The 6,146-nt window shown below is 63.6% G+C and carries 7 protein-coding genes; all 7 read right to left on the minus strand.

Annotated features, from left to right (window positions below; translation table 11 throughout):
• Positions 1-34: 34 nt before the first annotated feature.
• The gene (ispG, locus tag Q0K23_RS07385; protein WP_294519999.1) at positions 35-1,072 is read right to left on the minus strand and encodes a flavodoxin-dependent (E)-4-hydroxy-3-methylbut-2-enyl-diphosphate synthase; all 1,038 of its coding nucleotides are present in this window, start codon (positions 1,070-1,072) and stop codon (positions 35-37) included.
• 94 nt (positions 1,073-1,166) lie between these two features.
• Positions 1,167-2,285, minus strand: a complete 1,119-nt coding sequence (locus tag Q0K23_RS07390; protein WP_294520003.1) for an RIP metalloprotease — start codon at positions 2,283-2,285, stop codon at positions 1,167-1,169.
• A gap of 12 nt (positions 2,286-2,297) precedes the next feature.
• A complete protein-coding gene (gene dxr / locus Q0K23_RS07395; RefSeq protein WP_294520007.1) occupies positions 2,298-3,452 on the minus strand; it encodes a 1-deoxy-D-xylulose-5-phosphate reductoisomerase in 1,155 nt (384 codons plus the stop codon).
• Between the two features lie 40 nt (positions 3,453-3,492).
• Positions 3,493-4,308: a phosphatidate cytidylyltransferase gene (locus Q0K23_RS07400; protein WP_294520010.1), complete on the minus strand. Its 816-nt coding sequence runs from the start codon at positions 4,306-4,308 to the stop codon at positions 3,493-3,495.
• Positions 4,301-5,056 carry an isoprenyl transferase gene (locus Q0K23_RS07405; RefSeq protein ID WP_294520012.1) on the minus strand — a complete coding sequence of 252 codons (756 nt, stop codon included), beginning with the start codon at positions 5,054-5,056 and terminating at the stop codon, positions 4,301-4,303. Before Q0K23_RS07405 ends, Q0K23_RS07400 begins: the two co-directional genes overlap by 8 nt.
• Positions 5,057-5,251: 195 nt before the next feature.
• On the minus strand, positions 5,252-5,806 hold the full coding sequence (gene frr / locus Q0K23_RS07410) for a ribosome recycling factor (RefSeq protein WP_294520015.1): 555 nt from the start codon (positions 5,804-5,806) through the stop codon (positions 5,252-5,254).
• Position 5,807: 1 nt separating this feature from the next.
• Positions 5,808-6,146 (minus strand): uridine monophosphate kinase (locus Q0K23_RS07415; RefSeq protein WP_367179038.1); only part of this gene is annotated, 339 nt, incomplete at its 5' end.

A 6,146-nucleotide genomic window follows, 5' to 3' on the forward strand; every position in this document is an offset into this window, starting at 1 on the left:
ACACCGGAACAGGGGGTTCCCCGCTCCGGGCTTATCACAGTTCGTCGATCATCTTAAACAGCTCGTCCACCAGCTGCTCCTGGGGCACCTTTTTCACGATCTCCCCACGGCGGAACAGCAGGCCCACGCCGTCTCCCCCGGCGATGCCCACGTCGGCGGCGGAGGCCTCGCCGGGTCCGTTGACCACGCACCCCATCACCGCCACGGTGATGGGCTTGGTCACACTCTGGAGCCGCTCCTCCACCTGCTGGGCCAGGCCGATCAGGTCGATGCGGGTGCGGCCGCAGGTGGGACAGGAGATGAGCTCCGGGCCCTCCCTCCGCACGCCGGACACCTTCAGGATGTCTCGGGCGGCATACACCTCTTCGATGGGGTCGGCGGACAGGGACACCCGGATGGTGTCGCCGATGCCCATGGCCAGCAGGCCGCCGATGCCCACCGCAGATTTCAGCACGCCCATTCTCGGCGTGCCCGTCTCGGTGACGCCAAGGTGTAAAGGATAATTACTTCTCTCACTCATCAGCCGGTAGGCCGCCATGGTGATGGGCACACTGGAGGACTTGAGGGACACGCAGATGTCGTCAAAGTCGTACCGGTTGAGCAGTTCAATGTGGCCGAAGGCGGATTCCACCAGGGCTTCGGCGGTGACGCCGCCGTATTTGGCCAGCAGCGGCTTCTCCAGGGACCCGCCGTTGACGCCGATTCTGATGGGAAGTCCTTTTGCTTTACAGGCATTGGCCACCGTCTTCACCCGGTCCTCCCCTCCGATGTTGCCTGGGTTGATGCGCACCGCGTCGCACCCGGCGGCCACGCACTCCAGGGCCAGCTTGTAGTCAAAGTGGATGTCCACCACCAGCGGGATATGGATCTGCTCCCGGATGGCGCCCACCGCTCTGGCCGCCGCCATGTCGGGCACCGCCACCCGGATGATCTCACAGCCCGCGGCCTCCAGCCGGAGGATCTGCTCCACCGTGGCTTTCACGTCGTCGGTGCGGGTATTGCACATGGACTGGATGGTCACCGGCGCGCCGCCGCCCACGGGCACCTTGCCCACCATGATCTGCTTTGTCATAGGTATCTCCCCCGTTCACCTTATGTCTAGGGACAGGCACCTCCCCTCCCATGCAGGAGGAGAGGTGCCCGTCGGGAGACTGCCGTCTCCCCTTTTATTTGCCGAACAGCTTGAGCACATCGGAGCAGGCCACCAGGATCATCAGCCCGATGAGGAAGATGAAACCGGCCGCGTTGATATACCCCAGATATTTCTGGGCGATGTGCCGTTTGGAAAAGAGATTGTAGATCTTATCCACAATGAGGAACAGGATCTGTCCGCCGTCCAGGGCGGGAATGGGCAGCAGGTTCATCACCGCCAGGTTGATGGCGATGAAGGCCACAAAATAGGCGATGCTGCTGGCCACAGCGGCCACCCAGTTCTGCCCGGTGGCCTGGGCGCTCTCCTGGGCCTGATTGCCCACGTCGCTCATCATGGTCACGATGCCCACCGCGCCGGACATATCCCGGATGCCCACCGCGCCGGTGAACAGGTCGCCCAGGCTGACCCACACCAGGCGGATGGTGTCAATGGAATTATACCAGGCCAGCCGCAGCCGGTCAAATGCATTGGCCTGGGCGATGGTGAAATTGATGCCCCGCTTGAGGACCTGGTTGCCGTTCTCATCCAGCACCGGGTTGCCGTTCTCGTCCGCCATGGCCAGCCAGGGCATGGACAGGTCCTCCAGCTTCACCCGCTCCCCGTCCCGCACCACGGTGATATCCATCACCTCGCCGGCCCGGTTGAAGAACAGGCTGATGTCCTCCTGGAGGTAGATGGCGTGGCCGTCCACCTCCACAATCCGGTCTCCGGCCATCAGGCCGTCCTGGCCCTGGGCGGAAAAGCCGTCCATAAAACTGGCGATGACCGGGGTGACATAGCTGGTGGTCCCCGCAAAGAGGATGACGAAAATCAGCACGCCGGTCAGGAAGTTCATGAACGCACCGGCGGCCAGCACGATCAGCCGCTGCCAGGCCGGCCTGTTGCCGAAGGCCCGGGGGTCCCCCGAGTCCTCCTCCTCCCCCTCCATGGCGCAGAAGCCGCCGATGGGAAAGAGTCGGATGGTGTACTCGGTCTCCCCCCTCTGCCGGTGGAAGATGCGGGGGCCCATGCCGACGGCAAACTCGTTGACCTTGACGCCCACGGCCTTGGCCGCGACGAAATGGCCCAACTCATGGACCGCGATGAGCAGTCCGAACATCAAGATTGCGATGAGGATATAGACGATGATCATAGAATGCTTCTCCTAGCGTTGGGTTCCCTGGGCGGACAGCACCGCGTCCCGGGCCGCCCGGTCGGCGGACAGAATCTCCGCCAGGCCGCCGCCGTACACCGGGGCCACCTGGCTGAGGGCTCGCTCCACCAGCCGCGGAATGTCCATAAAGCCGATCTTCCGCTCCAGAAACAGCCCCACAGCCGCCTCGTTGGCCCCGTTGAGCACCGCCGTGGCGGTGCCCCCCGTCCGTGCCGCGCCGATGGCCAGCCCCAGGCAGGGGAAGGCCTCCATATCCGGCGGCGCGAAGTGGAGAGGCGGACAGGTCAGCAGGTCCAGAGGCTTTGCCACCGCCTCCGTCCGGGCGGGCCAGGTGAGGGCGTACTGGATGGGCAGGCGCATATCCGCGCTGCCCAGCTGGGCGATCATGGCATTATCACAGTATTCCACCAGGGAGTGGACTATACTTTCCCGGTGCGCCACCACGGAAATTTTCTCCGGCGGCATGTGGTAGAGCCGCATGGCCTCGATAAACTCCAGGCCCTTGTTCATCAGGGTGGCGGAGTCCACGGTGATTTTTGCGCCCATGGACCAGTTGGGGTGCTTGAGGGCCTGGTCCAGGGTGACATGCTCCAGCTGCTCCCTGGTGTACCCGAAGAAGGGGCCGCCGGAGGCCGTGAGGATCAGCCTGCGGACCTCTCCCCTGTCCCGGCAGCCCTGGAGGGACTGGAACAGGGCGGAGTGCTCCGAGTCCACGGGCACGATCTCCGCGCCATAGCGCTCCGCCTCCGACATCACCAGCTCGCCGCCGCACACCAGGGTCTCCTTGTTGGCCAGGGCGATGCGCTTGCCCTGGGCGATGGCCGCCAGGGTGGGCTTCAGCCCCACCATACCCACCACGGCGGTGATCACCGTGTCGGCGGAGGGCAGGGCGGCGGCCTCCTCCAGGCCCTCGGGGCCGGAGGCCACCCGGATGCCCGTATCCGCCAGCCGGACCCGCAGGTCCGCGGCCGCGGCCGGGTCCATCATCACAGCAAGCTCGGGCTTGAACTGCCGGGCCTGCGCCTCCATCCGCTCCACATCCCGGTTGGCAGTCAGGGCCGCCACGGTCATGCCGCAGGCGGAGATCACGTCCAGAGACTGCCTGCCGATGGAGCCGGTGGAGCCCAGAAGGGAAATTCTTCTCATATCCGCAATCCACTCCTTACGTGAGGTGGACGCTCCCCTGTTACGCGCTGATGGCGGGCAGCCAGTAGATCAGGATCTCGATCAGGGGGGCGCAGAAGATGACGCTGTCAAACCGGTCCAGCACGCCGCCGTGGCCGGGGAAGATGTTGCCGAAGTCCTTCAGGCCGTACTGCCGCTTGATATAGGAGAAGGACAGGTCGCCCAGCTGGGACACCAGGCTGCCCAGCAGGCCGTACACCGCCAGCAGCACATAGTTGACCTTCAGCTGGAAGCCCAGCTGCATCACCACGCCGTAGATCAGGCAGCAGACGATGGCGCCCACCAGGCCGCCCACAGCGCCCTCCACCGTCTTCTTGGGGGAGAGCTCAGGGGCCAGCTTGTGCTTGCCGAAGGCCATGCCTGCAAAGAGGGCGAAGGCGTCGCTGGTGAAGGCCGCCACCAGGGGCAGGAGGATCAGGTAGTCCGCCAGAGGCAGCTGATCGATCCGCACAAAGGTGGACAGGAAGTAGGGGATCAGCATGGCGAAGAAGAAGGAGCCGCCCATCTTCTCCAGGGTCACGGTGTAGTGGCTGGAGATGGCCACCACGAAGATACAGACAAAGTAGATGAAAATGCCGCACAGGGCCGAGCGCATGCCCTGGCCGATATACACCCAGAAGGGCACCACGCCGGACAGGGCGATGGACAGCCCGGAGATCCAGGCGTTCTTTACAAAGCCCGTGGACCACAGCACCTCATGGAGGGCCAGCATGGACAGCACGGAGATCATGATGGGAATGGCGATCTCCGGGAGCACAAAGAACACCACAAACAGAAGCGGGATGCACACCACCGCCACCGCAATTCGTTTAACCATTGATGACACCTCCAAATCTCCGCTGACGGTGCTGGTAGGCGGCCAGCGCCCGGTGGAGCTCGTCTCGATTGAAGTCAGGCCAGAGAACATCTGTAAAATAGTATTCCGCATAGGCCGACTGCCAAAGCAGGAAATTGGAGATTCGCTCCTCCCCGCTGGGCCGGATGACCAGATCGGGGTCGGGAACCCCGGCGGAGAAGAGATAATTGCCGAACTGGGCCTCGGTCAGGTGGTTGGGGTCGGCCTTCCCGGCGGCGCAGTCCAGGGCAAAGGCCCTGGCCGCCCGCACCAGCTCATCCCGGCCGCCGTAGTTCAGGCAGATGTTGACCTGCACGCCCTCGTAGTGCTTGGAGATCTCCTTGGTCTGCTCGCACAGGTCCCGGAGCTCCTGGGGCAGCGGGGACAGGTCGCCGAAAAAGCACATCTTGACCCGGTCCCGCTCCATCTTGCCGATGGCCTCGATCAGGTATTTCTTCAGCAGGCCCATGATGGCGGAGACCTCCTCCGCGGGCCGCTTCCAGTTCTCGGTGGAGAAGGCGTAGACCGTCAGGTACTCCAGGCCGATCTCCTTGCAGTAGGTTGCGATGGTGCGGAAATTCTCCGCGCCAGCGGCATGGCCCGCCGTGCGGGGCAGGCCCCGCTTCTTGGCCCAGCGGCCGTTGCCGTCCATGATGATGGCCACGTGCCGGGGCAGGTGATCGAAGTCCACCAGAGCGGCGGTGTCTTCCTTTGGCTTAAAAAATGGCATGATATCCTCTATCCTTTTATCCTGATAACTGGCGCCGGAGACGGGAGACGCGGATTGCCACGCCGGCACAGGGCGCGGACTCTTCTCCGGCGGTGCCGGAACGCGCCCACGACATGCTGGCGTGGCAATCTTCGGCACAGGCCCCGGGCAGATGCCCGGGACCGTGCGTATGCGTTCGCTGTGCCGGCCAGGCCGTTACACGGCCATCAGCTCGGCTTCCTTCTTTTCGGTCAGTTCATCAATCTGCTTGCAGCGCTTGTCGGTCATGTCCTGGAGTTCCTTCTCCAGCTCCTTCCGGTCGTCCTCGGTGATCTCGGACTTCTTCTCCAGAGCCTTGAACTTGTCCATGGCGTCCCGGCGGATGTTGCGGATGGCCACCTTGCCCGCCTCGGCGTACTTGCGGACCTGCTTGGTCAGGTCCTTGCGGCGCTCCTCGGTGAGCTGGGGGAAGTTCAGGCGGATGACACGGCCGTCGTTCTGAGGATTGATGCCCAGATCGGAGGTCTGGATGGCCTTCTCGATGGGCTTGAGCAGCTTGGCGTCCCAGGGCTGGATGACCAGGCTGCGGGGGTCGGGGGAGGAGATGCCGCCCACCTGGTTCAGGGGGGTGGGCACGCCGTAATAGTCCACAGTGATCTTGTCCAGTACGGCGGCATTGGCGCGGCCGGCGCGGACGCTGGCGAAGTCGCTCTTCACCACGTCCACCGTCTTCTGCATCTTTGCGTCAAATTCCTTGTTGGCTTCGTTCATCTCACTGTGCCTCCTTGACAATTGTTCCGATTTTTTCTCCCATGATCACCCGGTAGATGTTCTCCGGGTCCTTGAGGGCGAAGAGAATGACAGGGATCTTGTTATCCATGGACAGAGAGGTGGCGGTGGAATCCATCACCTGGAGGTGGCGGGCCAGGATCTCATCATAGGTGATGGAGTCGTACTTCACCGCGGTGGGGTCCTTGTTGGGGTCGGCAGAGTAGACGCCGTCGATGTTCTTGGCCAGCAGAATGGCGTCGGCATCGATCTCGGCGGCCCGGAGCACAGCGGCGGTGTCGGTGGAGAAGAAGGGATTGCCGGTGCCGCAGCCGAAGATGAC

Origin of the sequence: uncultured Pseudoflavonifractor sp., assembly GCF_944387275.1 — a bacterium.
Classification (GTDB): domain Bacteria; phylum Bacillota; class Clostridia; order Oscillospirales; family Oscillospiraceae; genus Pseudoflavonifractor; species Pseudoflavonifractor intestinihominis.